This window comes from Acinetobacter sp. 22512 (assembly GCF_052044755.1).
In the GTDB taxonomy this organism is placed as follows: domain Bacteria; phylum Pseudomonadota; class Gammaproteobacteria; order Pseudomonadales; family Moraxellaceae; genus Acinetobacter; species Acinetobacter pittii.
In genome coordinates this window covers 1-405 of sequence record NZ_JBQENP010000051.1, presented here as the reverse complement: position 1 = coordinate 405, position 405 = coordinate 1, and the positions used below count along the sequence as shown (strand labels likewise).

The following is a 405-nucleotide window of genomic DNA, read 5'->3' as shown; positions in this document are numbered from 1 at the left end:
CGAGCAGCATTGGCTGCCGCGCTCTTCGGCATGACGACGATCGCCCCCTTGCCGGTGCTGTGGCGCGATGACCGGCTGATCGCACTGCACAAGCCGCCAGGCTGGCTGGTGCACCGCACCGGGCTGGACGCCGGCGAACACAGGGTGGTGCTGCAGGCCCTGCGAGACCAGATCGGGCAGCCCGTCTGGCCCGTGCATCGGCTGGACAAGGGCACGTCGGGTGTGTTGCTGATGGCGCTGGACCCGGAAGCCGCCTCGCTGCTGGGGCAGGCGTGGATGTCGGCCGAGGTGTGCAAGCGCTATGTGGCCATGGTCCGCGGGTGGCCGCCCCACGCCGTGGAGGTGGACCATGCGCTGGTGCCGGACGAGGCGCCCGAAGGCACGGCGCCGCAGCCCGCACAGACC

General features: G+C 71.6%; 1 protein-coding gene. It reads left to right on the top strand.

Annotation, left to right across the window (positions count from 1 at the left end; all coding sequences use genetic code 11):
- Positions 1-405, top strand: a 405-nt coding sequence (locus ACTJJG_RS19045) for a pseudouridine synthase (RefSeq protein WP_440609002.1), incomplete at both ends; no start/stop codon positions are given.